20 protein-coding genes are annotated in these 24,232 nt (G+C 66.1%); 8 read left to right on the top strand and 12 right to left on the bottom strand.

The genetic code is table 11. From position 1 onward, the window contains the following. Nucleotides 1-11: 11 nt before the first annotated feature. The 5 genes from HBJ55_RS11095 to HBJ55_RS11075 form a co-directional block, all read right to left on the bottom strand. Nucleotides 12-4,913 carry a coiled-coil domain-containing protein gene (locus HBJ55_RS11095; protein WP_167114343.1) on the bottom strand — a complete coding sequence of 1,634 codons (4,902 nt, stop codon included), beginning with the start codon at nucleotides 4,911-4,913 and terminating at the stop codon, nucleotides 12-14. Further along, the gene (locus HBJ55_RS11090; protein ID WP_167114340.1) at nucleotides 4,910-5,743 is read right to left on the bottom strand and encodes a hypothetical protein; all 834 of its coding nucleotides are present in this window, start codon (nucleotides 5,741-5,743) and stop codon (nucleotides 4,910-4,912) included. The genes HBJ55_RS11095 and HBJ55_RS11090 overlap by 4 nt, the downstream gene beginning before the upstream one ends. Beyond that, nucleotides 5,740-7,230, bottom strand: a complete 1,491-nt coding sequence (locus tag HBJ55_RS11085; protein ID WP_240936071.1) for a hypothetical protein — start codon at nucleotides 7,228-7,230, stop codon at nucleotides 5,740-5,742. Before HBJ55_RS11085 ends, HBJ55_RS11090 begins: the two co-directional genes overlap by 4 nt. A gap of 151 nt (nucleotides 7,231-7,381) precedes the next feature. Then, entirely contained in the window at nucleotides 7,382-8,032 is a 651-nt protein-coding gene (locus HBJ55_RS11080; RefSeq protein ID WP_167114337.1) for a dienelactone hydrolase family protein, read from the bottom strand. A 109-nt stretch (nucleotides 8,033-8,141) separates the two neighbouring features. Then, nucleotides 8,142-8,723: an endonuclease dU gene (locus HBJ55_RS11075; protein ID WP_167114334.1), complete on the bottom strand. Its 582-nt coding sequence runs from the start codon at nucleotides 8,721-8,723 to the stop codon at nucleotides 8,142-8,144. 61 nt (nucleotides 8,724-8,784) lie between these two features. On the opposite strand from HBJ55_RS11075, the gene HBJ55_RS11070 reads away from it, so the two are divergent. Then, nucleotides 8,785-10,806, top strand: a complete 2,022-nt coding sequence (locus HBJ55_RS11070; RefSeq protein WP_167114332.1) for a RecQ family ATP-dependent DNA helicase — start codon at nucleotides 8,785-8,787, stop codon at nucleotides 10,804-10,806. On the opposite strand, the gene HBJ55_RS11065 is transcribed toward HBJ55_RS11070, so the two are convergent. Both HBJ55_RS11065 and HBJ55_RS11060 read right to left on the bottom strand, forming a co-directional pair. Beyond that, a complete protein-coding gene (locus tag HBJ55_RS11065) occupies nucleotides 10,765-11,397 on the bottom strand; it encodes a hypothetical protein (protein WP_167114329.1) in 633 nt (210 codons plus the stop codon). The genes HBJ55_RS11070 and HBJ55_RS11065 overlap by 42 nt on opposite strands. A gap of 56 nt (nucleotides 11,398-11,453) precedes the next feature. Next, nucleotides 11,454-13,025 carry a sigma-54-dependent transcriptional regulator gene (locus HBJ55_RS11060; protein ID WP_167114327.1) on the bottom strand — a complete coding sequence of 524 codons (1,572 nt, stop codon included), beginning with the start codon at nucleotides 13,023-13,025 and terminating at the stop codon, nucleotides 11,454-11,456. Between the two features lie 305 nt (nucleotides 13,026-13,330). Here HBJ55_RS11060 and phhA point away from each other — a divergent pair, with 305 nt between their 5' ends. The 3 genes from phhA to HBJ55_RS11045 all read left to right on the top strand — a co-directional run bounded on the left by phhA (nucleotide 13,331) and on the right by HBJ55_RS11045 (nucleotide 15,097). Then, entirely contained in the window at nucleotides 13,331-14,167 is an 837-nt protein-coding gene (gene phhA / locus HBJ55_RS11055) for a phenylalanine 4-monooxygenase (RefSeq protein WP_167114324.1), read from the top strand. 69 nt (nucleotides 14,168-14,236) lie between these two features. Then, on the top strand, nucleotides 14,237-14,581 hold the full coding sequence (locus tag HBJ55_RS11050) for a 4a-hydroxytetrahydrobiopterin dehydratase (RefSeq protein ID WP_167114321.1): 345 nt from the start codon (nucleotides 14,237-14,239) through the stop codon (nucleotides 14,579-14,581). Nucleotides 14,582-14,830: 249 nt separating this feature from the next. Then, entirely contained in the window at nucleotides 14,831-15,097 is a 267-nt protein-coding gene (locus HBJ55_RS11045; protein ID WP_167114318.1) for a ComEA family DNA-binding protein, read from the top strand. Between the two features lie 98 nt (nucleotides 15,098-15,195). Here HBJ55_RS11045 and HBJ55_RS11040 read toward each other — a convergent pair whose 3' ends face one another. Continuing rightward, entirely contained in the window at nucleotides 15,196-15,957 is a 762-nt protein-coding gene (locus HBJ55_RS11040; protein ID WP_167114315.1) for an SDR family oxidoreductase, read from the bottom strand. 247 nt (nucleotides 15,958-16,204) lie between these two features. Between HBJ55_RS11040 and HBJ55_RS11035 the strand changes: the two genes are divergently transcribed. The 4 genes from HBJ55_RS11035 (at nucleotide 16,205) to HBJ55_RS11020 (ending at nucleotide 19,848) form a co-directional block, all read left to right on the top strand. Then, nucleotides 16,205-16,723 carry an FxsA family protein gene (locus HBJ55_RS11035; RefSeq protein WP_167114312.1) on the top strand — a complete coding sequence of 173 codons (519 nt, stop codon included), beginning with the start codon at nucleotides 16,205-16,207 and terminating at the stop codon, nucleotides 16,721-16,723. Nucleotides 16,724-16,945: 222 nt separating this feature from the next. Beyond that, nucleotides 16,946-17,239, top strand: coding sequence for a co-chaperone GroES (locus HBJ55_RS11030; RefSeq protein WP_104204123.1), 294 nt, complete (start codon nucleotides 16,946-16,948; stop codon nucleotides 17,237-17,239). A gap of 59 nt (nucleotides 17,240-17,298) precedes the next feature. Beyond that, nucleotides 17,299-18,942, top strand: a complete 1,644-nt coding sequence (groL, locus tag HBJ55_RS11025) for a chaperonin GroEL (RefSeq protein WP_167114309.1) — start codon at nucleotides 17,299-17,301, stop codon at nucleotides 18,940-18,942. 171 nt (nucleotides 18,943-19,113) lie between these two features. Further along, nucleotides 19,114-19,848, top strand: coding sequence for an RNA methyltransferase (locus HBJ55_RS11020; protein WP_167114306.1), 735 nt, complete (start codon nucleotides 19,114-19,116; stop codon nucleotides 19,846-19,848). A gap of 219 nt (nucleotides 19,849-20,067) precedes the next feature. Here HBJ55_RS11020 and HBJ55_RS11015 read toward each other — a convergent pair whose 3' ends face one another. The 4 genes from HBJ55_RS11015 to lhpI form a co-directional block, all read right to left on the bottom strand. Further along, a complete protein-coding gene (locus HBJ55_RS11015; RefSeq protein WP_167114303.1) occupies nucleotides 20,068-21,099 on the bottom strand; it encodes an Lnb N-terminal periplasmic domain-containing protein in 1,032 nt (343 codons plus the stop codon). Between the two features lie 91 nt (nucleotides 21,100-21,190). Next, nucleotides 21,191-22,159, bottom strand: coding sequence for a branched-chain amino acid transaminase (locus HBJ55_RS11010; protein WP_167114300.1), 969 nt, complete (start codon nucleotides 22,157-22,159; stop codon nucleotides 21,191-21,193). 15 nt (nucleotides 22,160-22,174) lie between these two features. Beyond that, entirely contained in the window at nucleotides 22,175-23,293 is a 1,119-nt protein-coding gene (locus HBJ55_RS11005) for a class II histone deacetylase (protein ID WP_167114297.1), read from the bottom strand. Further along, complete coding sequence (gene lhpI, locus HBJ55_RS11000; protein ID WP_167114294.1) at nucleotides 23,290-24,231, bottom strand: bifunctional Delta(1)-pyrroline-2-carboxylate/Delta(1)-piperideine-2-carboxylate reductase; 942 nt, start codon at nucleotides 24,229-24,231, stop codon at nucleotides 23,290-23,292. The genes HBJ55_RS11005 and lhpI overlap by 4 nt, the downstream gene beginning before the upstream one ends. Between the last annotated feature and the right edge of the window lies 1 nt (nucleotide 24,232).

Raw genomic sequence — 24,232 nt, 5'->3', positions numbered from 1 at the left:
TGAGCATCGGTTCAGCTCGGCTCCGGCTCGCTGACGTGAATGCCGAACAGGCTGGCCTCGCCGACGCTGCGCCCTACCGACTCCGGCGGCGTGATGCGGCCGTCGCGCACCATCACGTGGCCGCCCTGCCCCTGGGCGCCGCCGATCACGCTGCCCACCAGGTAGGTGGGGAAGATGTCGGGGTCGTTCTCGTAGTTGGGGTTGTGGATCAGGCCAATCATCTGGAAGCGCCCGCGGGTGTTGCGCAGCGACTCCAGCGAGTCCTGGATCAGGCGACGATGCGAGAGCTTGGAGAACAGGCCGTCGAGAAGGATCACGCTCTCGCGGCTGGTGCGTGCGCGGCGGCGGTGGTGCCCCGGAAGTTCACGCAACTCGCGCTCGATGGCGAACTCGGAGAGCTTGACCAGCCACATCAGCGACACCGCTTCGCGCTGGCCTTCCGACATCTCCTCGTTGAGCGAGAACAGCCGCCCGTGCGGGCGAATGGCGTCGTGCTTGAGGCGGATCGCCACGTCGTGGAACAGGCCGCGATAGATACGCCGGCGGATCTGGCGCAGCAAGTCGTCGTCGCGCCGGCGCGCCTCGCCGTCGACCATGCCGCCGTCACGCTCGGCGCGGCGGCGCATGGCCGCCTGGTGCTCGTCGATGTCGGCGAGCAGCGTGGCGATGAGATCGCGCAGCTGGTCGGGGCCGATCAGCGAAGCCTTGACCTCGAAGAAGGCGCCGCCCTCGCCGCTGCTCTTGGCCACGCGCTTGAGGATGTCGAGATTGCCGGCGGCGTCCGAGATGATCGAGCTGAGCCGCTCCACCAGGGTGCCTTCGATCTGCTCGCGCGAGGCATGCAGCCGCTCGACCCGCACGCGATGCTCGTCGAGCTGGCCGGCGAGCAGATCGTGCAGCCGGGAGAGGTCGTCCAGCGCCTCGGCGCTGGCATGCGTCAGGCCCGCCAGGCGGGCACGCTCGGTGTCGCTGAAGAGGCGACTATGCGCCGCCTCGGCGAGTGCCTCGGCCAGCTTGCGCTCACCGCCCTCGACCTGGCGGGCCTGGCGCTCGCGGTTACGCGCTCGCTCGCCCAGGTTGAGCTCGCCCAAGGCGTCGACCAGGGTCTGCTGGCATGCCTCCAGCGCCTCGGCGTCGAATTCGCCCTGCTCGCTCTTATCGCCGGCCATGACGCGCCAAGCGTCGAGGGCGGCGTTGCGCGCCTCGAGCTCATCCGTGTCGCTGGGCCAACGGCTGGCCTCTTCGAGATCGACCAGCGCCGCCAGGCGCCGCGGCCAGCCCTCAGGCAGCTCGCGCAGCACCCGCAGCCACTCCACCGCCAGTTGGTCGACGCAGGCCAGTGCCCGGCGCTGCTCGGCAAGGCGCGCCTCCAGCACGTCCCGCTCCGCCGAAAGCGTCTTGCGCTTGTCGCGCAGCTCGCCGAGCTCACGCTTGACCCGGGCGATCTCGCGCTCGAGCTTCTGGCTGCCGCCACCGGCGTCGCGCACCTCCAGATAGGCACGGATGCGCGTGAAATCGAAGTCGGCACGCCGGGTCGCCCGCGCCTGGGACGCCTCCAACTCGGCCTGCACCTCGGCGGCGCTGGACATGAAGGCGACCCCGCCATCGGCCTCGAAACTCGCCAGGGCACGCAGCCGGTCTCGCTCGCCGTCGCTGAAGATGCCTCGCAGCCGGGCCTCGGTCTCGACGACTTTCCGTGCAAGCGCCTCCTTCTCCTCCTCGGCGCTGGCCAGCCTGGCCGCGGCCTCGGCCAGGTGACGCTCGAGTTCGGCGAGGCGCGTCTCCAACGCCTGCAGCCGCTCGACACCCCCGGCATCGCTGAACTGCTCGGCGGCAAGCCAGGTCGGCCCGTGGGCCTCCAGCTCGCGGGCCGCACGCTCACGCTGGGGCGTCAGCTCGGCCAGCGTCGTCTCGGCCTCGAGCCGCGCCTCGGCGGCTTCCTGCTGGGCGATCTCGCCGCCCTCCTGCAGGTAGCGCTGATAGTCGTCGATACAGGCCAGCGCGGTATCGCTCAGCCGCGGGGCCAGCTCGGCCTCGCGCTCGGCCAGCGCTGCCTGCTGCTCGGCCAGCGCCTCCAGCGCCACTTCGACATCCGCCTCGTCGGCTTCACGGGCGCGCAGCGCCAAGGCGAATGTGTCGCCATGGGGATCGAGTCGCTCGCACTCTATGGCCAGTGCCTTCTGCCGCTCGCGGTCGGCGGCAAGCCGCTTCTCGGTGGCCTCGCGCAGCGCCTCGAGGTAGCTCGGGTCCAGCGCGGCCTTGACCGCCAGGGTTTCCACCCCGGCCACGGCGCCCAGGGGCGGCTCGCCCCGGGCCAGCAAGTCGGCCAGCGCTTCGGCCTCGAACACCGGCACCGCCAGGCCCGCCTCGATCAGCGCGGCGGCGGCGGACTCGGCCGCCTCGCGCCCCGCCACCACCGGGGCGAACAGTACGCCGGCGGCCTGCACCAGCCATTCGCGGCGCTGCTCGGGGGTATGAGTCGCGACGTTGAGCACCGCATGCAGCGGCTGCCAAGCGATGCCGCTATCGTCCAGGTGACGATGGGCCTCGGCCTCCACCACGCGCCGCTCCAGCGGGTCGCCGGAGAGGCTTTCCAGGTAGCGTTCGCGGGCGGCGATATCAGCCTCCAGCGTCTCCGCCTCTCGCAACAGTCGCGGGTAGCGGCGCCGGGCGTCGGTGAGCCACTTCTCGGCCGCCAGCTCGCTGCGCTCGGCGAAATCGAGCCGCGCCCGGTGCAGCGTGCGCAGGCGGCTCTCTTCCTCCGTCAGCCGCTGACGCTCGTCGGCCAGTTCGCGTTCGCGCTCGCGCAGTCGCGCGCGCAGATGCACCGGTTCGTCGTCGCCGTGCAGCTCACCGTAGCGGCGCGCGGCTTCGGCCAGCGGCGCCAGCCGTGACAAGGTGCGCTCGGCGTCCTGGCGGCGCTGCTCGGCCTCGCGGGAGTTCGTCTGCAGCTCGGCCAGTGCCGTCTTCCGCCGCGACCAGAAGCCGCCAACCTCCTCGCCCGGCCAACCCTCGACGAAGGCGCGCCAGGGCGCCTGGCCGCGGGCCAGCAACCCCTGTTCGCCGGTCAAGCGTTCGCGTTCGCCGTTGAGTCGCTCGCGTTCTGCACGAGCGGTCTCGAAGGCGGTGGCCACCTCGTCACGACGACCGGTCAGTTCGTCGAGCGTCTCAGCCAGCTCGGCCTCACGGTCGAGCTTCTCTTCCAGCCGCTCGGCCGGTGCGGTACCGGGGCACTCGCGGCGGAAAGCGTCATGCCAGGCGGCTACCTGCTTGAGTTCACCGACCCGGCCCAAGTGCTGGTTGAGTGCCCGACGTGCGTCGGCGGCCTCGGTCTTGGCCGCTTCGGCGCTGGCCTCCGGGGTTTCCAGCTCGGCTTCGCTGAAGAGACCCTCGGACAGCGCCTGGGTGTAAAAACTCTGGTTATCGACAAAGTCGCGCTGCTGGGATTCGAGCCGCTCGCGCTCCTGCTCCATGTCGTCGCGGCGCTCGTCGAGGGCAGCCAGGTCGCGGGTCAGTTCCTCGAGATAGACGCCGTCGCCGATCACCTCCTCGCGGAAGCGGTTACCGTCGGCCGCCTCGAAGGCGTCGGCACCTTCGTCCAGGGCGGAAAGGGCCCGGTCGCGAGCCGTATCATCGTTGAGGGCGTGGCTTTCGCTCAGCCACTCGCGAGCGGCCTTGAAGCTGACGTGACCCACGTCGCGGTTGAGCGGCCACTCCGCCTCGGGCAGGTGGATCAGGCGCCGATGCACGTCGACCCGGGCGCCGCGCTCGGAGAGCGCATGCCGCACCGCCCGCTCGGAGAGGCCGGAAAGGGTCGCCAGCAAAGAGGTCGAGACCCGAGGGCGCGACGTATCCCCGGCAATCCAGGCGAAGCCTTCCAGCGGGGCGGCCCCACTCTCTTCGGGATCGTCCACTGCGCTGGCGCGCGGCAGCCCGGGCAGACCAAGCAGGGCCTGGCCGCCCAGCAGCGCTTCGCTGGCCGCCAGGCCCTGGTCCAGCTCGCTTAACCGAGCGCGGGCATCGCGCAGGGTCTCGCCCTGCTCACGCAGCTCCGCCAAGCGCACCACCTTGTCACTAGCGCGGCGCTGGTCGCTTTCGGCCTCCTCGAGGCGTTGGCGCAGCTCGGTGATGTTGGTGCCGGAGTTGAGGATGACCTCCTCGATCAGTTCCTCGCTCTCGTCGGTCTCGCCGCGGGTGGCGCCGGAGAGGATCTCCGGCGCCAGCACCTCGAAGAAGAACGCCTGGTCGGCCTTCTCGCCGGCGCGGGGCTTAATGGCGTTGAAGATCTGGCTCTTGTCGGCGCCACCCTCCTTCTGGAAGGCCGCGAGCTGGGCCAGCTCGCGGCGCGACACGTGGGCACCCACCGCCTCCAGCCACTCCTCGCGGTTGTGAGTCAGGCGCACGCCACGCTCGGCCATCACGGCCTTGACGTCGCGGTTGGCGTAGAGCGCCAGCTTGCCGTCGAGTGTCAGGTGATGCACCGGCACGTCTTCGAGACGCCCGGCATAATGGTAGAAGGAGAGCCCGCTGCCGTCGCTGTAGCCGTAGAAGCCGAACACGAAAGTCTCGCCGGCCACTTCCTCTCCGGCCACCGCCAGCATGTCGTCCTGGCGCTCGAGCCCGCTGCGTGAACGGAACTCCACCCGCAGGTGACTCCAGCTTCTCCCTTCACCGCCCACCGACGAGGGCGAACACTTGCGCCGCGTGCGGGAGAGCAGCGTGCGGTCGCGCGACAGCAGGCCGATCAACGCCTCGGCAAGCGTGGTCTTGCCGAAGCCGTTCTCCATGCTGATGGCGCTGGACTGGCCGCGCAGGTCGAGCAGCACATGGCGCATCTTGGCGTCCCAAGGCGAGGCCACGTCGCCGTGCTTGTTGAGCAGGTTGGCGACCTCGATGCGGTTGATCACGCTCATGCCTGGGTCTCCTCGTGCTCGTCGATGGGCATTGCATTCTCGTCCGCATGCCGGCTCGCCACGCGGCCCTGGGCCAAGTCATGCAGGTGGGCGAGCTGGTGAATCCCGATCTGCTCACTTTCCAGCGCCCCGAGCAGAGTCTGCTGCCAGACCTCGCCGCTCCCTTCTTCGGTGGCCGCTCCGGGATCGGCCTCGCGCAGGCCCTCGAGCAGGCCGGCACGCACCTGCAGGTCGATGAAGGCGCGCACCCGGCGGCTGATGTCCTCGCCGCGCTCCTCGAGCAGTGCCCGGCTGGCCTCTGGCGCCTCCTCACCCAAGGCGCGCAATGACTCGAGCTGGTCGCGCATCAGTTCGACCAGTTCGGCGCCGGAGAAGGTGGCCTCCTGGTAGCGGCTGACGTCTGAGAGCGCGCGGTTGTAGCGTGTATAGAGCAGCGTATGCATCAACAGCCACAGCTGCAGGTACCACTGGGCCAGCTCGGCGCGGCTCTCCTGGCGTAGCTTGAGCGCCTCGAATACCGGCTCGCGGGTATACAGCGGCGGCTGCTCCAGCTCCGGGTCGGGCAGCAGTGCGTAGTAGCGTGACCCCGGCGCGATGCCCGGGTAGTCTCCAGCCTCGAAGGCCTTGAGCCGCAGGCCCTGGCCGCCCAGGAAGTCGCGCAGCGCCTCGCGCTCGCCCTCGCTGGCGTCATCGATCAGGGCGCACACGTCACGCTCGGAGAGCTGGCCTTCGCGAGCGGCACGGCGCTTGCGCCCGCCGCCCGGGGTGCGTTCGGCGCTGCGGTAGCGCAGCAGGTAGGCGACCACCTCGCCCATTTCGGTCATATTCATACGGGCTCATCCTGATCGATTCGCGATGTGGCGTTGTTCGAGGCGTCGGGCGTCTGTAAGGAATGCGGCGCGGCCCCGGGCGCCTGTAAGGAGTGCGGCGCGGCCCCGGGCGCCTGTGAAAAGAAGCCGAGGGACGGGGTCACGGCCCCTTCGATGCGGCGGCCGTCGTCGAGTGCAAGCTCGAACGGCGTGGCGTCGATACCTACCGTCAATCCCGGGTCGAGCAGCTCGGTGTCGACGAAGGTATTGAGCAGTTGCGCCAGGCAATCGCCCTCCTCGAAGCGGTGCCAGCCTTCGGCCAGCGCCTCGGGCAGCGATAGCGGTGCCTGCTGGATGCGCTGACGCAGCGCCGGGCCGCGCGCCTCGAGGAAGCGCGCCAGCAGCGGGTCCTCGGGGGCCTCGTCGCCGGCCTCGTCGAACACCAGTGCCGAGGCGCTGGCTTCGGCACGGCGGCTTTCGAGCAGCGGCACCAGCGGCGCCAGGCGCGGGAACGTCGCCTGCACGTGCAGCGGCATCATGCGCGCCACCACGGCGTCGCGAAGCGCGGCCGCAGGCGGCGCCTCGAGCAGTTGGCGCGCCATGTCCTGGAAATCGATCACGCCCATGGCCTGGATGCGCCCCTCGGCGATGTCGGCGAGAAGTTCCGAGAGACGGCGCGAGAGGTTTTCGATGGCGTTGAGTACCCGGCCGAGGGCGCTGGAGAGCACTCGCAGATCCCACTCCTCCTCCTGCACCTCGCGCCAGCTTTCGAAGCGCTCCATCAGCCGCGGCGTGGCGAGCTGGGCACGGGCATCGAGCAGGGTCTGCTGGATGTTGGTCAAGGCGTTGTGATAGTGGCGCTCGTTGTCGAGCAGCGCGGCCAGCTTGCCCTCGCGGGTGGGATTCTCGCGCACCCGGCGCAGCTCCTGGGTCAGCGCACGAATGGCCAGCAGGATCTGGTTGGTGATGTCGGGAATGCGGGCGAAATCGCCCCGCGCCAGCGCCGCCAGCACCTTGGCGGCGTCGTATTCGGAATAGAGCAGGTCCTCGACCTGGCTGGCCAGCGTTACCGCCTGGCGGCCGCTCGGCGTGAGCCGCACCTGGCCGGTCTGGCCCTGCTTCTCGACGAGTGCCGTGCGCTTGGTGCTGCGCCGGGCGCGGCCCTCCCCCATCTCGCTCGAGGTCGGAGACGATTGTCGAAAGTGAATCTCGCTGGGCGTGGCCAGCAGGTTGATGACGAAGCTCAAGTCATCGTGCGGCAGCTGCGGATAAATCTCGCGCAGGTGATTGAGGCAGCGGCTCTGCGAGACGAAGGCGCTATTGGTGGCGAAGTCCTCGTCGAGCAGGTAGTCGAGCAGCAGGCAGCCGAGGTCGAGCCAGTAGCCGTCACGCAGGCCGCGACGCTGTTCCTGACTGACCTGCACGAAGGGCGAGCCGGGTTCATGGGCGCTGTCGTGCAGGTCGATCAGCCGCGTCGTGGCGATCAGCAGCTTGCTCCAGGCGGTCATGAAAACTTCCCTGCAGGCAAAGAAAAGAGGGGCATTATGCCAAGCTAGGCTGCTCGGGTCATGACGTGGTTGTGCCTGTCTTTCTACGCTCCCGGACTTGGTTGCCGATCACGCCCGCAGGGGACCCGCGGCAACACCTCCAGGAACGCTGCTAAAGATGTTCCAGGAAGAAGCGGGTCGCCAACCGCTCCACCTCCTCGAGCTTGCCCGGCTCCTCGAACAGGTGCGTCGCGCCGGGCACGATGACCAGCTCGCATTCTCCGGCCTCGGTCATCCGCTCCCGAGCCCGCTCGTTGAGCTCGATCACCGGCTCGTCATTGCCCCCGACCAGCAGCAGGGTCGGCACCTTGACAGACGCCAGATGCCGACCGGCCAGGTCCGGACGCCCGCCGCGGGACACCACCGCGCGTACCTGCTCGGGGCGCTCGGCGGCGGCAATCAGCGCCGCGGCCGCCCCGGTGCTCGCGCCGAACAGACCGATCGAGAGATGCCGGGTGGGGTCGGCCGTGGCCACCCAGCCCACCGCCGCGGTCATGCGTGAGCCGATCAGCGGAATGTCGAAGCGCAACTGCCGGGTGCGCATGTCGATTTCGTTCTCGTCGGCGGTCAGCAGGTCGAACAGCAGCGTGGCCAGCCCCTGATCTGCCAGGTGTTGCGCCACCCGGCGGTTGCGGGAGCTGAAGCGGCTGCTGCCACTGCCATGGGCGAACACCACGATGCCGGTCGCACCCTCGGGCAGGATCAGGTCCCCTTCCAGCGTGACACCGTCCGCATCGATCTCGACACTCCTGGGTGTGGACATACGGCCACCTCCTGCTTGCTCCGTGATAGCCCTTCTACTGGTTGGTGATAGCTCTTCTGCTCGGTGACAGTTCGGTATCTCTCAAAGTGTAGGCACACGATCGCCTCCATTACACGCGGCCGCTGCTTTCGCCCGTGGTCACGCCGCCGGCGATCAGATGCGCCACGCGCAGCGGCTCGGGTACGCTGCCGTGAGGCGTGGTGGCGCGCAGGGTCGCTGCCGCCTCCTCCACGCTCAGCCCAACGCGCTGCACGTAGACGCCTTCGAGTGGCTCCATCTCGCCCAGCCGCTCGACCAGCGCCCACTTGTGGGCACCGCCGGGAATGCGCTCGAGCAGCGCCCGGCGCATCGCGTCTCGGCGTGGTGCGCGGCGAGCCACCACCAGCACCGGCAGCCCTAGCTCTTCGTGCACACGCACGGCGTCGACAACGTTGAAACCGGCAAGTGCCACCCCCTGCAGCATGACGAGTTGAAGATGCGCGGCAAAGCGCGAGCTGCCGGCCAGGCGGATCAGCTCGCGGGTACTGTTGACGCCATCGCGGCGCACCTTGCCGGAGAGCACGCCCTCCAGGCGGAGCCTGGAGAAAACCGTGCCGACGATGGCCACGTCGCCGCGGTGCCCGCGCGGGAACGGACAATCGTCGAAGCCGACGATATGCGAGAATGTGCGCTGCCGCCCGGTGGTCGCCATGGCCTCCGCCTCAAAGTCGATAGAATTCTGTGTTTACAACAACAGCGCAGGGAGTGCCTACATGATCGATCAGACGTTACAGCGGGTCTTCGGCTATGACGACTTCCGCCTCGGGCAACGCCCGGTCATCGAAGCGATCACGGCGGGCCGCTCGGCGGCGGCGATATTTCCCACCGGCTCGGGCAAGTCGCTGTGCTACCAGCTGCCCGCCCTGCATCTGCCGCATCTCACCCTGGTCATCTCCCCGCTGCTGGCGCTGATGCAGGATCAGCTCGCCTTTCTCGCGCGCCACGGCATCGCCGCCGCCAGCATCGACTCGAGCCAGAGCCGCGAGGAGGCAGCCGCGGTCATGGAGGGCGCCAAGCGCGGCGAGATCCGTATCCTGATGATCTCGGTGGAGCGGCTCAAGAACGAGCGCTTCCGCGCCTTCATCCGCCGCGTGCCGATCTCGCTGCTGGTGGTCGACGAAGCCCACTGCATCTCCGAGTGGGGCCACAACTTTCGCCCGGACTACCTCAAGCTGCCCCAGTATCGCCGTGAGTTCGGCATTCCCCAGGTGCTGCTGCTGACCGCCACGGCCACGCCGCGGGTGATCGCCGACATGCGCGAGCGCTTCGACATTGCCGAGGGTGACGTGACCGCCACCGGCTTCTATCGCCCCAACCTCAACCTGGAAGTGGCGCCGGTGCCGGCCGAGATGCGCCCACGCCGGCTGGTCGACTGGCTGCGGCCCAAGCTTGGCGCCCAGCCGCCCGAGCCCACCATCGTCTACGTCACCCTGCAGCAGACCGCCGAACGCCTGGCGGCCTACCTGAGCAAGGCGGGCATAAGTGCCATTGCCTACCACGCCGGGCTCGATGGCGAGACCCGCGAACGTATCCAGCGCGACTTCATGGCCGGCCACACGCCCTGCATCGTCGCCACCATCGCCTTCGGCATGGGCATCGACAAGTCCGACATCCGCAACGTGGTCCACTTCGACCTGCCCAAGTCGGTCGAGAACTACAGCCAGGAGATCGGCCGCGCCGGCCGCGACGGTAACCCCTCAGACTGCCTGATGCTGGCCGGGCGCGATCACGTCAACGTGCTGGAAAACTTCGTCTACGGCGACACGCCGGAGCCCGATGGCATTCGCCGCGTGATCGACGAGCTGACCAGAGCGAACCAAGGCGGTGCCGCACGCCAGTGGGAGCTGGTGCTCAACTCACTATCGCAGCACAGCAACATCCGCCCCCTACCGCTCAAGACGCTGCTGGTACAGCTCGAACTGCGCGGCATCATCGCGCCGCGCTACAGCTACTTCGCCGAGTACCGTTTTCGCCTGCACGACGAACCCGAGGCGTTGGTGGCCCGCTTCGAGGGCGAGCGCAGCGCCTTCGTCCAGGCGATCCTCGACGCCTCGCAGCGCGCGCGCACCTGGTTCAACCTGGATTTCGAGGCGCTCCAGCGCCTGGGCGGCGAACGCGGCCTCAACGTCGAGCGAGCCCGGGTGATCACCGCGCTGGACTACTTCGTCGCCCAGGGCTGGATGGTGCTCGAGAGCAAGCAGATGACCGAGGTCTATGATGTGCTGCGCGACGATCTCGACCCTGCCGCCCTGACCGAGGAATTGCACGCCTATTTTCGCGACAAGGAGCACGCCGAGGTCGAGCGGTTGCACGCCATGCTGGCGCTGTTCGAGAGCGAGGCGTGCCTCAGCCGCCGGCTCGCCGAGTGGTTCGGCGACCAGCGCGCGCCCGAGCAGTGCGGCCACTGCTCGGCTTGCCGCGGTCAGGTCGCGCGCCTGCCCGACCCCGCGCCGCTCGAACCGCTGACGGCAGAAACCATCGAACGGCTGGCGGGCGAATTGGTTCAACAACTGGCCAGCAGCGACGAGGCCCACCCCGTCACGCCCGACCTGCTCGCGCGTTTCCTGTGCGGCCTGAGCGGCCCCCTGCTCACTCGCCTCAAAGCAAGGCGCCTGGCCGGTTTCGGGGCACTGGAGGCCTATCGCTATGCCGAGGTACGTAACCTGGCTGAACCGGGGCTGAAGCAGCAAGGCTCAGCGCAGCCAGCCCTTTCGCTGCAGGGCAACCATCAGTAGATGCACCGGGAGATAGACCGCCACCGGCCAGAGCAGCGTCAGGCCCGTGAGATAGAGCAGCGGGTCTAACATTTCCTGGGGCTGGCCGAAGGGCCCATGAACCCAATTGACGTTGCGCTCGGGTTCGGTAGCCGCATAGGCCAGCGGCACCACGATCCAGGTCAGCGCCGTCTGCCACAGCAGCGCCTGGCGATCGTATCCAAGCCGGTAGACGGCCAGGCCCGATATCACAGGCAACACCAGGTGGTAGAGCGAAAGCAGCCGGGTCACCAACGGTTGTTCGGGGTTGAACATGTACTCGGTGCCGCCGATGGGATGCACACCCGTGATCCAGGCGGAGCCCACGTCCACCGCCCAGAGGCTGCCAACCAACAGCACCGATAGCAGCTGCATCGAGATCAACCGCCGGCTCTCGCTCCATAGCCCCATCAGGATCAGGAAATTGGCCAGATTGCACAGCCAGAAGTAGTTCTGTGGACCCAGCAGCATCCAGTAGGTCGGCGCCCAGACGAGGATCCAGGCGGTAAATGCCAGCTTCAGCCAGAGGGGCAGGCGATGCTGATGGAGATGCCAGGGCGCACCGTGAGCCATCGAAGCTCTCCTTACCGAATGCCTTTACTCTAGCAGCCCCGTCACGTATGGCTTTGTCAGCCCAACTCGCCCGTGCCGGGCCCGATGCCATATTGGCGCAGCTTGTTGGCCACGGTGGTATGCGACACTCCGAGGCGCTTGGCCAGTTGCCGGCTGGAAGGGTACTGCGGATAGAGCGCGGCCAGCACACGCCGCTCCACGTCGTTCATGATGCCGGCCAGGCTGCCGTCCAGGTCGATGCCGGAGAGTCCCGGCGCCGCCCCCACGTCCGGCAGGCGCAAGTGGCCCGGCTCGATGGCATCGCCCTCGCACAGCGACACTGCCTGGAACAGCACGTTCTCCAGTTGGCGCACATTGCCCGGCCAGTGGTAGGTGGATAGCCGCGCCAGCGCCGCCGGCGACAGCCCGGGCATGCGGCAACCGATCTGGCGTGCGGCACGGTCGATGAAGTGCAGCGCCATGGCTTCGATGCCGTCGAGGCAGTCGCGCAGCGGCGGCACCGCCAGCGACAGCACGTTGAGCCGGTGGTAGAGATCCTGGCGAAACAGCCCCTCGGCGCAAAGCTTGGGCAGGTCCTGCTGGGTGGCACAGATCACCCGCACGTCGAGGTAGGTCTCCTCGTCGCTGCCCACCCGACGAAAGCCGCCGTCCTGCAGGAAGCGCAGTAGCTTGACCTGCAGGCGGGGGCTCATCTCTCCCACCTCATCGAGGAAGATGGTACCGCCCGCGGTCAGTTCCAGCAGGCCGAGCTTGCCCTCGGGGCGCGCACCCTCGAAGGCGCCCGGCGCATAGCCGAACAGCTCCGTCTCGGCCATCGACTCCGGCAGCCCCGCGCAGTTGAGTGCCATGAACGGCGCCTGCCCGCGTGCACTGGCCAGGTGACAGGCCCGCGCCAGCAGCTCCTTGCCGGTACCGGTCTCGCCGTGAATCAACAGCGGCGCATCCAGCGGCGCCATGCGCCGCGCCTCGCGAATCAGCGCGGCAAGCCTTGGGCTTGCCTGGAACAGCGCATCGAAGCCGCGCAGCTCCTGGCGCTGCACCTGATAGATGCGCTCGCCGATGCGATCGGCGCTGTGCAGGGTCACTACGGCGCCGGCCAGGGAGGCCACGTCGTCATGGTGCTCACGGTGCAGCGGGGCGATGTCGGCCAGGAAGGTGGCATCGCGCAGCTTGATGCGCAGCCCGTTGACCCGCGCATTGTTGCGCCGAATCAGCGCCGGGAGATCCACATCGGGCAGGTAGCGGTTGAGCGACAGCCCCGGGACCTCGTCGATGCGCACTCCGAGCAGCTGGCCGGCGGCGCGGTTGGCGGCGACGATGTGCCCCTCCATGTCGATCGACATCACCGGGTCGGAGAGCGACGACAGCAGTGCATCGAGCTCAAGGTGACGCCGTTCGCTCGGCATCAGGCTGACCCGGCGCACGCCGAACACGCCAGGCACCGCCTCGAGCTCCGGCTTGAGCGTGGCCAACTGGGCATTGAGCAGATTGGGAATATGAAGGTAGATGGCATTGCCATGCTCACCCCCGACCTCGCCACGCGCGACGTTGAGGCCGTAATCGACGAAGTGCGAGACGATATCCCGCAGGATGCCGATACGGTTCTGGCAGTGAAACCTCAATCTCATTGGGCTTGGCCTCTGGGGGCGTGAACGGAACGCGGCGAAGGCGAGACCGCCGGCAAAATTACGTCAAGACGACGTGACTCCACTGTAAAGATAACGTGACACCTCAACCGACTCAAATACACCTGGGTCTCGGTTTGACGAAAGCGAGCACGAGCCTGCAGCAAGTCGTCAGATTTTCTTTACGCCAGGGCTGGCTGGCTGCCGCCGACGTGCCTCAAAGAGAGGAAAAGCCGGGGTGCTGCGGCCCTAGACTCGGGTCAAAAGGTTCGCAAGACAAACACAAGACAGCCGACCGGAGTGACCCCATGACGTCATCCAATCCTCATCTCAGCGATGTCGCCAGCAAGACCGGCTACCGTGCGCGTCTGCCCGACGAAAACGGCTTCATCGACTGGCCCGAGCAGGACAACGCCACCTGGCAGACCCTGATGCAGCGCCAGCTCGGCATGCTCGAGGGTCGCGTATGCCAGGAGTATCTCGACGGCCTGGAGCGACTGGCCCTGCCAGAGGACCGTGTTCCCCAGCTCGCCGACATCGACCGCGTGCTCGAGGCCAGCACCGGCTGGCAGACCGCCCAGGTACCGGCGCTGATACCGTTCAATACCTTCTTCGAGCTGCTGGCGAACCGACGCTTCCCGGTGGCCACCTTCATCCGTACGCCGGAGGAGCTCGACTATCTCAAGGAACCGGACATTTTCCACGAGATCTTCGGTCACTGCCCCATGCTCACCAACCCGGCCTTTGCCGAGTTCACCGCCACCTATGGCCGCCTTGGCCTCGCCGCCGAACCCAAGGAGCGGGTCTATCTGGCCCGGCTGTACTGGATGACGGTGGAGTTCGGCCTGGTGGACACGCCGGACGGTCGGCGCATCTACGGCGGCGGTATCATCTCCTCGCCCAAGGAGACCCTGCATGCGCTGTCGGATACGCCGGTGCACCAGCCGTTCGACCCCATCGAGGCCCTGCGCACGCCCTATCGCATCGACATCCTTCAGCCGCTCTACTATGTGCTGGACGACCTCTCGACCCTGCACGAACTTTCACAGCAGGACATCATGGCCATGGTGCACCAGGCCATGGAGCTGGGCCTGCACGAACCGCGCTTCGAACCGGCCCCCAAGGCGGCAAAGGCCAAGGCCTGAGCGCCCTTGCTCGGCAGCCTTGGCCGACTACCCTGACCAAAACCAAAAACACTTCGACGAGGAGCCAACATGAGCCAACTTTCCGAACAGCAGTGCGAAGCCTGCAGCTGGGATGCCCCGCACGTCAGCGACGCCGAGATCGATGCGCTCAAGCGCGATATCCCCGAATGGAGCGTGGTGGAGCGCGACGGCGTCAAGCAGCTCGAACGCATGTTCAAGTTTCGCAATTTCAAGCAGGCCCTGGCCTTCACCAATCGCGTCGGCGAGATCGCCGAGGAAGTGGGCCACCACCCCGCTCTGCTGACGGAGTGGGGCAAGGTCACCGTGACCTGGTGGTCCCATGAAATGAAGGGGCTGCACAAGAACGACTTCATTCTCGCCGCCCGCACCGACAAGGTTGCCGAAACAGGCTGATCAGTCCTCTCACCTCGCCCGAGCTTCGGCATCGGGCGGGGACGCTTACAGCACCCATTCCTCCGCCTTCTTGTCAGAAGTCTCACAGAGGCATTGGCCAATTTCGCCCAAACACTATCGGCTTTTTCTTACGTAGCAAATGGCGATATGCCTATCTTTTTCCCCGCCTGGCTCGTTTAGCTTGAAGGGCGAGACCTAACCGGGTCTCGAACGCTCCAAGTTGAAAACTTCAGAAAGAGGAAAATAAAGATGAAGGGAGTCATTCAAGCTGCCTTGTTGGCACTGACGCTGAGCTTTGCCTCACTGGCCATGGCCCAGGACGTGGCGCCGATCAACGTAAACACGGCCGATGCAGAGCTGCTCGCCGAGCTTCCGGGCGTCGGGCCGAGCCGTGCTCAGGCGATCATCGAGGATCGCGAAGCCAACGGAAACTTCGAAAGCGCCGATGACCTGACCCGGGTCAGCGGTATCGGATCGGCCACCGTGGATGGTTTCCGCGACCAAGTGGCCTTCTAAAACCAGGATCCAGCCTTGGCTGAAACGAAGCGAGGCCGGCGATAGCCGGCCTCGCTGCCGTTATGGGCAGGGGTTCCCTCATACTACGCAAACCGCCGTTATATACGCAGACCGCCGTCGCACTCGATCACCCGGCCGGTGAAATAGTCGTTCTCGATGATGAACGCCACGCTCTGGGCGATATGGTCGGGATCGCCGAGCCGCCTGAGCGGCACGCCGGCAGTCAGCTTCTCGAGCATGTCGTCACGCATCGAGGCGGTCATGTCGGTTTCGATGAAACCCGGGGCCACCGCACCCACGCGAATCCCGTAGCGCGCCAGCTCCCTGGCCCAAGTGGTGGTCAACGCCACCACGGCAGCCTTGGCGGCCGCGTAGTTGCTCTGGCCCATGTTGCCGGCCCGCGAGATGCTGGAAATATTGACGATCACCCCGTCATGCCCAGCCTCGATCATCTGGCTGGCGGCCTCACGACCGCACAGGAACACGCCGGTGAGGTTGACGTCGATGACGGACTGCCACTGCTCCAGCGACATGGTCTTCTCGACCTTGCCATCCTTCGCCTTGACCAGCAGCGCATCACGCAGGATACCGGCATTATTGACTAGGCCGCCGACAGGACCCAGGGTGGCCGCCACGTCGCCGAAAGCCTGCTTGACCGATGCCTCGTCCGCTACGTTGACGCGAAAGGCCCCCGCCTCGATGCCTTCTGCATGCAGCGTGGATACGGCCTTGTCCAGAGCGTCGCTGTCCATGTCCAGCAGCGCCATTATGGCGCCTTGCCGACCCAGGCGACGCGCCATGGCGAAACCAAGGCCCCTGGCGCCGCCGGTAATGCCGATCACGGTCTTGTCCAGTTTCATTCGCTGTCCCCTGTAAGTAGTGAGCCGGTTCGATGCCCGTCGATTCAGGAGCAAAGGCATCCGTCCCGCTGTCTCATATTCTTCTCGCCATGCTGTCTTTTCGGCAGAAAGCTCAGTCGACTTGAGGGCGGAACCGTTTTTGTGCACTGCAACACAAGAATATCATGAACTCACGCCAGTGGACCAATACGCTTGTATTTGCGCCGATCGCCCCCATGATCAGCAGAACGCCACCCCCGGAGACGACATGCCGTTACTGATCTTCTTTACGCTTTTCACCCTGCTCGACTTCATCGTGCTGTTTTCCGTTGGCAGCCGCATCGGTCTCTTGCCCACCCTGGCGCTGGTTCTCGCCACCGGCTTCATCGGGCTCTATCTGATTCGAAAACAGGGCACCGCCACTCTCGCCCGCGCTCGCCAACGCATGGCGCAAGGCGAGCTGCCCTCGAGCGAACTGCTGACGGGAGCGGCACTGATCTTCGGCGGCGCCCTGCTGCTCGCCCCCGGCTTCCTATCCGATGCACTCGGCCTGCTCTGCGTCTTGCCCGGCGCACGTCGTTTGCTTGCACGCCTGCTGGCACTGCTCAACTTACGACTGCTTGGCGTGGCCCATCGCGGGTCACGAGGCAACCCGGGACGCAGCGGCGATTGGCACCGCCCCGAGAGCGATGCACATGAGCGCAGTGCCGATGAAGAACAACCGAGTGGCAGCGACGGTCAGCCTCTGGAAGGCGATTTCATTAGTCGCAACGAGCCACGCCGCTAGCCCGAACCAGTGAAACACCCAGGCAAAAAATTTTTACCGCTGGCCCTTGAAAGGGATTTGCCCGGCCCCATTTCTCGGTCAGCACAAGGCTACGGTGCCGAGTGGAACTCGGCATCTTCAACAAGGAAGGCGTCCTCGCCCTCCACTTCCGGTTCGACCGGGAGGAATTGATGAACCGCCATGCTTGCCATGGCACAACTGACCATCAGGAGAACGTGAGCAATGAACATCCGTCCCTTGCACGATCGCGTCGTCGTCCGTCGCGTTGAAGAAGAGCAAAAAACCGCTGGCGGCATCGTGCTTCCGGGCAATGCCCAGGAAAAGCCGACTCGTGGCGAAGTGCTCGCCGTCGGTAACGGCCGGATTCTCGACAACGGTGACGTTCGCCCGCTGGACGTCAAGGTCGGCGACACCGTGATTTTCAAGGAAGGCTTTGGCGTCGAGAAGCAGAAGATCGATGGCGAGGAAGTCCTGATCATGAGCGAGTCCGATATCCTCGCCGTGGTCGAAGGCTAAGCCAACGCAACTACTCCGTTCCCATAAGACGTTCACGAACTGACAGGAAGTAACGAAAAATGGCAGCGAAACAAGTCAAATTCTCCGACGACGCCCGCAAGCGCATGGCCCGTGGCGTTGACGTTCTGGCCAACGCCGTCAAGGCCACCCTGGGCCCGAAAGGCCGCAACGTGGTTCTGGAGAAGTCCTTCGGCGCCCCTACCGTGACCAAGGACGGCGTCTCCGTCGCCAAGGAAATCGAACTGAAAGACAAGTTCGAGAACATGGGCGCACAGATGGTCAAGGAAGTCGCCTCCAAGACTTCCGACGTCGCCGGTGACGGCACCACCACCGCCACCGTACTGGCTCAGTCCATCGTCACCGAGGGCATGAAGGGCGTCACTGCCGGCATGAACCCGATGGACCTCAAGCGCGGCATCGATCAAGCCGTCATCGCCGCAGTCAAGGAAATCCAAGCCTTGGCCGTGCCTTGCACCGACTCCAAGGCCATCGCACAGGTCGGCACCATCTCCGCCAACGGCGACAAGCGCATCGGCGAGATCATTGCCGAAGCGATGGAGAAGGTCGGCAAGGAAGGCGTCATCACCGTCGACGAAGGCCGTGGTTTCGAGGACGAGCTGGAAGTCGTCGAGGGCATGCAGTTCGACCGCGGCTACCTGTCGCCCTACTTCGTGACCAACCAGGACACCATGGCGGTCGAGCTCGAAGACCCCTACCTGCTGCTGGTCGACAAGAAGATCTCCAATATCCGCGAGCTGCTGCCGGTGCTGGAAGCCGTCGCCAAGTCCGGCAAGCCGCTGGCGATCATCGCCGAGGACATCGAAGGCGAAGCGCTGGCCACCCTGGTGGTCAACAACATGCGCGGCATCGTCAAGGTTGCGGCTGCCAAGGCGCCCGGCTTCGGCGACCGTCGCAAGGCCATGCTGCAGGATATCGCCATCCTGACCAACGGCACCGTGATCTCCGAGGAAGTGGGCCTGACCCTGGAGCAGGCCAACCTGGATCACCTGGGCAGCGCCAAGCGCATCACCATGTCCAAGGAGAACACCACCATCATCGACGGCGCCGGTAACGAGGGCGATATCGAAGCCCGCGTCAACCAGATTCGCGCGCAGATCGAAGAGACGTCTTCCGATTACGATCGCGAGAAGCTGCAGGAGCGTGTCGCCAAGCTGGCGGGCGGTGTGGCCGTGATCCGCGTCGGTGCTGCCACCGAAGTGGAGATGAAGGAGAAGAAGGCTCGCGTCGAGGATGCCCTGCACTCCACTCGCGCCGCGGTCGAGGAAGGCGTGGTGCCTGGCGGCGGTACCGCCCTGGTCCGCGTTCTGACCAAGATCAAGGATCTCAAGGGCGAGAACGATGACCAGACCCACGGTATCGCCATTGCCCTGCGCGCCATGGAGTCTCCGCTGCGCCAGATCGTGACCAACGCCGGCCAGGAAGCTTCCGTGATCCTCAACGAGGTCAAGGCAGGCCAAGGCAACTTCGGCTACAACGCCCAGACCGGCGAGTTCGGCGACCTGTTCGAAATGGGTGTGCTGGATCCGGCCAAGGTGACCCGCTCTGCGCTGCAGTCCGCCGGTTCCGTGGCTGGCCTGATGATCACCACTGAGTGCATGATCGCCGACGATCCGGAAGAGAAGGAAGGCGGCCCGGACATGGGCGGCATGGGTGGAATGGGCGGCATGGGCGGCATGATGTAATCGCCCCTGACCAACCCCAGGCATCCGCCTGATCCAACCCCCGTCGGGAAGCCGGCGGGGGTTTTGTTTGCCCGGCAGCTTAGGCAGGAGGAAGAATCCAAGGCCGTGTAGAATGTGTTCGTCATGGCGCGAAGCGTCAGTCTTCCTTCTTTACTCTTCCGTCTTGCTTACATGCTCACCAATATTCGCATCGTTCTCGTCCAGACCTACCATCCCGGCAACATCGGTGCCTCGGCACGGGCCATGAAGACCATGGGCCTGACCGACCTGGTGCTGGTCAGCCCCCGCTGCTTCCCCGATAGCGAGGCCTCACGCCTGGCTGCCGGCGCCGAAGACGTGGTCGACGGGGCTCGTGTCGTCCAAACGCTCGAGGAGGCGGTATCCGACTGCGTGCAGGTAGTGGGCGCCAGCGCCCGTCTGCGCAGCCTGCCCCTGCCCCACTTCGACGAGCCAGAGGCGATGGCACAAGAGCTGGTCGCCCATGCCGCGACCGATCCGGTGGCGCTGGTGTTCGGCCGCGAGCGCTTCGGGCTGACCAATGACGAGATCCGCTGCTGTAGCCATCAGGTCAGCATTCCGGCCAACCCCGACTACGGCATTCTCAATCTTTCCCAGGCAGTCCAGGTGCTGGCCTACGAGACGTTCAAGGCGTGGCGCCAGCGGCCAGATAGCCAGTATCGCCAACCTCGCCCCGCCGAGGAGCGTCAGCCAACCCGCGAGCAGCTCACTCATTTTCACGAGCACCTGGGCCGCGTCATGCAGGCCAGCGGCTTTCTGACCCAGCCCCACGCTCGCACCGAAGTCCAGCTGCAGGCGCTGTTCGCGCGGGCACGACCCAGCCGCAAGGAGATCTCGCTGCTGCGCGGCCTGCTTCGCTCACTGGAAGAGTCAGTGAAGGACGACTAATCTTGGAATTGCCTTTATCCGACCGTTTTTCACCCTGCCGTCACGGCAATGTCACCTGTTGATGGGATAAAGGTTCGTGCCCCGCCAGGGCAAAAGACAAGGGATACTGTCGAGCTGCGACACGGATGCGACCGGGCAGGAAGCCGGTGCAGGAATGTCGGCATGAAGGACCATGCCCAGGGAGACATGCGCCACGTGGCCTCAGGCCCGTGGCGCTCTTTATTTCCCGCTACCTTTTCCTTCCAGCGACTCTCGGTCCAATGACTCCCAGCCGGGCACCTCCTGGCGGATGCGCTGCGAGAAATCGGCAGCGCGATGCGCCCGACGAGCCTGCTCGTCGATTCTGCCGCACTCTTCCAGTTCGGGTAACGTATAGCCAGGCCATAGCCCACCGACCTTGAAGGCATAGCCCGGCAGCCTGTCGGTCACCAGCAGGCGATAGTCGAAAGGCAGGCGTGCCCCGATGCCGCGCGCCATGGCAAAAATCAGCGTGGTGCAGTTGGCAGTAATGGTGTTGTAGAAGCGTGGCGACTCGGCCAGTGCATTGGCTTCCTCGACATAGGCCAGCAGCAGCGAACGCATGGCGCTCTGCGGCATGCGCAGCCGAAACAGCGAAACCCGCTCACCCCGCACCTCGGCACGCAGGCCCACCGCATCGCGCTCGTCGGCGGCCACGATGGCAAGCTCGTACTGGCGGAAGAAACCGCCGATCTCGGAGAAACGCGCACCCTTGAGGCGCCGCACCTCCACCGAGAAGAGCACGAACCTCTCACCTTCGAAGCCGAACGAGATCATCACGTGGGCGACTCCCGGCCGCCCCCAGCTAGAGACGATCATGTCGACCGAATTGAGCCGGTCGAGATCATAGCTTCGCTCTTCCCAGTGCACCAAAGCCTCGTCGCGGGTCCGCCAGTCGAAGTCGCGCACATGATGAAGCGTCAACCGGTCGTCCCTCACCTCGCCGGTGGCCAGGTAGGTCACGTCGTCGGACCAGGGCCGGTCATGGGTCGGCTGCAGCCGAAACCACCAGACGAACAGCGCTGTCAGCAGCAACAGCTGGGCCACGTTCGCCAGCCACTGTCCACGCATGCCCAGCAGTAACAGCACCAGGGCCACCACTCCCCAGCCGACCACGGCCAAGCGTCGCCGTGTTCGTGACCCCGGCAGGCGAAACCACAGCGCGGCAGCTCCCCACGCCATGACCACGGCCAACAGAGCACTAACCAAAAAACCTACGATCGCTTGAGTCATTACGCCCCACTATCTTCGAAGTGCCGCCATATTAGCAGTCTAAATATGGCCTTGCGCGTCTCGAAGTATGGAGCACACTCAGGCGAACGGCTTAGATCGGGGTCAGCCAGTCGTGGAAAACAGCCAAATTCCCGCTCGGTTCTCCACGCGTAAGGCGATGATAAAGGCGTTGTAATTCGGCCGTCACGGAGTCCTCGGCGATCGGCTGTCCCGCGGGCGGCGCACCGACACGGGCTCCGATGTGGCGTCCATCGAGTTCGCGTAGCGGCAGAAGCTCGGCGGCGGTGCCGGTGACGAAGGCTTCGTCGGCGATGTAGAGCTCGTCGCGGGTGATGCGTCGCTCGCGCACCTCGATACCGAGCACGTCACGCGCCAGGCGGATCACGCTGTCGCGGGTGATGCCCTGCAGGCAGGAGGTGACCTCGGGAGTATGCAGCACGCCGTCGCGCAGCAGGAAGACATTGGCCGCGGAGGCCTCGGCCACATAGCCCTCGGGGTCGAGCATGATGGTCTCGTCGAAACCCGCCTTCACGGCGGTGTTGAGCGCCAGCATGGAGTTGACGTAGTGGCCGTTGGTCTTGGCGCGGCACAGGCTGATGTTGACGTGATGCCGTGCCCAGGAGGAAGTCAGCGCCCGCAGGCCCAGTGAAGCGGCCTCGGCCGAAATGTAATCGCCCAGGTCCCAGGCAGCGATCATCACGTGCACGGTGAGACCCTTGGCGCGCAGCCCCAGCCCTTCCGCACCGAAGAAGATCGTCGGCTTGAGATAGGCGTTGCGCAGTTCGTTGCGCACCAGGCACTGACGCTGAGCCTCGATCAATTCCGCTGCGCCGAAGGCGACCGGCATGTCCAGGGCGTGGGCACTGTCGAGTAGGCGCCGGGTATGCTCGACGACACGGAACAGATGCGTTCCCTGCGGCCCGGCATAGGCCCGCACGCCCTCGAAGCAGCCCATGCCGTAGTGCAGGGTGTGGGTCAGCAAGTGGGCCTGAGCGTCGCGCCATGGCAGCCACTCGCCATCCAGCCATATCCAACCATCCCTATCGTAGAGCGGTGTCATGTCGTCCTCGTCGGTTCACTTGAGTGCAATGCGCCGCCACTCGTCGCACCAGCCGTCGATCAAGGCGCGCTGATGGGGCTGCAGCGACTGGTAGGCCCAGGCGGCAATCTCGTCGTTCTGCGGATCGGGCACCTCGGTGCGGCTGCCCGACAGCGCCTGGATCACTGCATGGCCGCACAACGGTACATAGCCTTCGGAGTAGCCGCCTTCGTGGATCATCACCAGCTTGCCGCCGCTGATGCGCTCGGCCAGGGCCTTGAGCTGCTGGGTCATGGCGGCGAAGGCGGCACTGTTGAGCATCATCTTGCCCAGCGGGTCCTTGGCGCAAGCGTCATAGCCGCTGGCCACGACGATCAGGTCCGGGGCGAAGCCGCCGATGGCGGGCAGTACCAGTTCCTGCATCGCATAGCGGTAGGCGCCGATGCCGCTGCCAGGCGGCAGCGGAAGGTTGAGGTTGGCGCCATACCCCGCCCCCTCGCCCAGTTCGTCGAAATCGCCGCTGTCCAGCGGATAGTTGCCGGCCTGATGAATCGACACGGTGAGTACGTCGGGGTCGTCGTAGAACGCTGCCTGCTGGCCGTTACCGTGGTGCACGTCCCAGTCGAGTATCGCCACGCGCTTGGCCTGTCCCTTCGCCCGGGCGCGCATCACCGCCACCGGGACGTTGCCCAGCAGGCAGAAACCGCGGCCGCGGTCGGCCTCCGCATGATGCCCCGGCGGCCGGCACAGGGCATAGGCGTTGGCCAGCTCGCCGCTGGCTACCGCCTCTACCGCGGCAATCGCCAGCCCCGCCGACTGGCGGGCTGCGGCCAGGCTGCCCGGCGTATAGGGAGCGCATTCACCGGCGTCGCCGCCTCGGGTCATGTCGCCTTCCTCCAGCTCGTCGAGATAACGGCCGGTATGGAAGCGCGCCAGGTCCTCGCGGCTGGCCGGCGGGGCCTTGCGTACGTCGAGCTCGTCGATCAACCCCGAGACCTCGAGCAGGTTCTTCAGCCGGCGCTTGCTCTCGGGGCTCTCCGAAGCGGGTTGCGGCTGCAGGAACTCTCCCGGCCCTGAGAACACTCCGATGGCTCCGGGGTCGTGCCAGAAGCAGCGCTCGTGCCAGAAGAAGCCGGTCCTGCCACTATTCCTCATGCACACCCCTCCAGTTGCTCCCAGACTTCGATGGCGGCCGCCAAGTCCTCCAGCGACGCACCCACCGACTTGAAGACGGTGATGGCCTCGGCCGAGCTGCGACCGGGTTTGTCGCCGCGCATCAGCTCGCTCAGTTCGGCAGCGATGTCGTCGAGGGCGAACGCCCCCTCCTCGATGGCCTGGAGTATGTCGCCCGCTTCACCCTGGGCGCCGGTATAGGTATCGACGAACACCTCGCCGCGGCGCAGGCACTCGGCGTCGGTTTCGCGCATGGTCGGGCGAAACGCCCCGACCAGGTCGAGATGGGTACCCGGCACAAGCCATTCACCGCGAACCAGCGGCTCGGTGGAGAGCGTCACGCAGCTGATCAGATCGGCCTCGCGCACGGCCGCTTCGAGATCTTCCACCGCTTCGCAGTCGAAACGATCGGCGTATTCGGCAGCCAGGCGCCGCGCCTTCTCCGGGTTCCGCCCCCAGATCCGTACACGCTTGACCGGACGCACCGCGGCGTGGGCCTCGATCACCATCGGGGCCAGCTTGCCGGTGCCAACCACCAACAGGCTCTCGGCGTCCTCCCGGGCCAGCTCGCGAGCCGCCAGGGCCGAGGCCGCCGCGGTGCGGCGCCGGGTCAGCTCGCTGCCATCGAGGCAAGCCAATGGGCGCCCATGGGCGCCCTCGCTGAGCAGGTAGACGCCGGCAATGGCCGGCAGGCCGTGGTCGGCGTTCTGGGGAAAGACATTGACCATCTTCACGCCGATGTAACCGGCCCGTTCCCAGGCCGGCATCAGCAGCATGGTGGCCTCGCCATCCGGCCGATGCATGGCGTGATGATGGCGCGGCGGTGATTCCACGCCCTCGCGGAACGTCAGCGCCAGGCGTTCGACCAGCGCCGGCCAGGGCAGTGCGCCGGCCACTTCCTCGGCTGTGACGATTCGCATC

Source organism: Billgrantia bachuensis (assembly GCF_011742165.1).
Classification (GTDB): domain Bacteria; phylum Pseudomonadota; class Gammaproteobacteria; order Pseudomonadales; family Halomonadaceae; genus Halomonas; species Halomonas bachuensis.
This window is presented reverse-complemented; position numbering and strand designations above follow the sequence as displayed.

What these genes read in the sequence shown, in the direction of transcription:
- HBJ55_RS11020 (WP_167114306.1), top strand. Translation starts at nt 19,114, where the DNA reads ATGCTCACCAATATTCGCATCGTTCTCGTCCAGACCTACCATCCCGGC.
- HBJ55_RS11030 (WP_104204123.1), top strand. Translation starts at nt 16,946, where the DNA reads ATGAACATCCGTCCCTTGCACGATCGCGTCGTCGTCCGTCGCGTTGAA.
- HBJ55_RS11085 (WP_240936071.1), bottom strand. Translation starts at nt 7,230, where the DNA reads ATGACCGCCTGGAGCAAGCTGCTGATCGCCACGACGCGGCTGATCGAC.
- lhpI (WP_167114294.1), bottom strand. Translation starts at nt 24,231, where the DNA reads ATGCGAATCGTCACAGCCGAGGAAGTGGCCGGCGCACTGCCCTGGCCG.
- HBJ55_RS11070 (WP_167114332.1), top strand. Translation starts at nt 8,785, where the DNA reads ATGATCGATCAGACGTTACAGCGGGTCTTCGGCTATGACGACTTCCGC.
- HBJ55_RS11040 (WP_167114315.1), bottom strand. Translation starts at nt 15,957, where the DNA reads ATGAAACTGGACAAGACCGTGATCGGCATTACCGGCGGCGCCAGGGGC.
- HBJ55_RS11065 (WP_167114329.1), bottom strand. Translation starts at nt 11,397, where the DNA reads ATGGCTCACGGTGCGCCCTGGCATCTCCATCAGCATCGCCTGCCCCTC.
- HBJ55_RS11035 (WP_167114312.1), top strand. Translation starts at nt 16,205, where the DNA reads ATGCCGTTACTGATCTTCTTTACGCTTTTCACCCTGCTCGACTTCATC.
- HBJ55_RS11095 (WP_167114343.1), bottom strand. Translation starts at nt 4,913, where the DNA reads ATGAGCGTGATCAACCGCATCGAGGTCGCCAACCTGCTCAACAAGCAC.
- HBJ55_RS11075 (WP_167114334.1), bottom strand. Translation starts at nt 8,723, where the DNA reads ATGGCGACCACCGGGCGGCAGCGCACATTCTCGCATATCGTCGGCTTC.
- HBJ55_RS11050 (WP_167114321.1), top strand. Translation starts at nt 14,237, where the DNA reads ATGAGCCAACTTTCCGAACAGCAGTGCGAAGCCTGCAGCTGGGATGCC.
- HBJ55_RS11060 (WP_167114327.1), bottom strand. Translation starts at nt 13,025, where the DNA reads ATGAGATTGAGGTTTCACTGCCAGAACCGTATCGGCATCCTGCGGGAT.
- HBJ55_RS11090 (WP_167114340.1), bottom strand. Translation starts at nt 5,743, where the DNA reads ATGAATATGACCGAAATGGGCGAGGTGGTCGCCTACCTGCTGCGCTAC.
- HBJ55_RS11005 (WP_167114297.1), bottom strand. Translation starts at nt 23,293, where the DNA reads ATGAGGAATAGTGGCAGGACCGGCTTCTTCTGGCACGAGCGCTGCTTC.
- HBJ55_RS11010 (WP_167114300.1), bottom strand. Translation starts at nt 22,159, where the DNA reads ATGACACCGCTCTACGATAGGGATGGTTGGATATGGCTGGATGGCGAG.
- phhA (WP_167114324.1), top strand. Translation starts at nt 13,331, where the DNA reads ATGACGTCATCCAATCCTCATCTCAGCGATGTCGCCAGCAAGACCGGC.
- groL (WP_167114309.1), top strand. Translation starts at nt 17,299, where the DNA reads ATGGCAGCGAAACAAGTCAAATTCTCCGACGACGCCCGCAAGCGCATG.
- HBJ55_RS11045 (WP_167114318.1), top strand. Translation starts at nt 14,831, where the DNA reads ATGAAGGGAGTCATTCAAGCTGCCTTGTTGGCACTGACGCTGAGCTTT.
- HBJ55_RS11015 (WP_167114303.1), bottom strand. Translation starts at nt 21,099, where the DNA reads ATGACTCAAGCGATCGTAGGTTTTTTGGTTAGTGCTCTGTTGGCCGTG.
- HBJ55_RS11080 (WP_167114337.1), bottom strand. Translation starts at nt 8,032, where the DNA reads ATGTCCACACCCAGGAGTGTCGAGATCGATGCGGACGGTGTCACGCTG.